At 76.5% G+C, this 680-nt stretch carries 2 protein-coding genes; both read right to left on the bottom strand.

Annotated features, from left to right (window positions below):
* Nucleotides 1–16: 16 nt before the first annotated feature.
* The gene (locus tag ACG2DA_RS22940) at nucleotides 17–223 is read right to left on the bottom strand and encodes a hypothetical protein (protein ID WP_395259036.1); all 207 of its coding nucleotides are present in this window, start codon (nucleotides 221–223) and stop codon (nucleotides 17–19) included.
* Between the two features lie 106 nt (nucleotides 224–329).
* On the bottom strand, nucleotides 330–605 hold the full coding sequence (locus ACG2DA_RS22935) for a hypothetical protein (protein ID WP_395259034.1): 276 nt from the start codon (nucleotides 603–605) through the stop codon (nucleotides 330–332).
* Nucleotides 606–680: the final 75 nt, after the last annotated feature.

Raw genomic sequence — 680 nt, 5'->3', positions numbered from 1 at the left:
GGGCGTCGCCGCCCGATCAGTGGAAGGCGACCCTGCCGCGACCGCACCGGGCCGGGTTCGTCCGTCGCCGGGCCTGCTCGGCGTCCCAGTCGATGGGGCCGAGGTCGTCGTCGAGGTGGGTAAAGGTGGCCGGGCCGTCCAACTGGAAGCCGAGGCGGGCGATCGCGCCGACGCTCTCGCCGGTCGCCGCGGCGATCCGGCGGTTGAGTTCGTGTTGGGGCATCGTCGAAAGCTCCTGTTCGTGAGGTGGGTGGGGGAAAAGGAAAAGCGGCGGGTCGGCGCTGGGCCGATCCGCCGCTTCGGGGGAAGACGTTGGTGGAGCCGGGCGATCAGCCCGGCGGGGTCAGGCGGTGGCGGGTGAGCCAGTCGGCCTCCGCGGCGAGGGCGGCGCTCCGCAGGGGGAACGGGCCGAGCGTCGGCCCGCCGACCGGTGACAGGTCCGCCGTCCACCCGCCGCCGGGGGCGGGTTCAACGTGGCTCGCCCGGACGACGGAGGCGGCGCCGAGGGCGGCGGCGCCGAGGGCGGCGGCGTCGATCAGCTCGCCGTAGAGGCCGCGGGCCGTGCCGTCGGGGGCGACGAACAACTCCTGCACGGCGCCGCTCATCGCGGGCTCCGCAGCACGCGGCGGCGGGGGGCGTCGGCGATGAGCGGGTCGAGGGCCTCGGCCACGCCGGCCAGG

Source organism: Alienimonas sp. DA493 (assembly GCF_043951915.1).
Lineage (GTDB): Bacteria > Planctomycetota > Planctomycetia > Planctomycetales > Planctomycetaceae > Alienimonas.
Note: the sequence above shows the minus strand (reverse complement) of the source record. Positions and strands in the feature narration are given on the sequence as shown.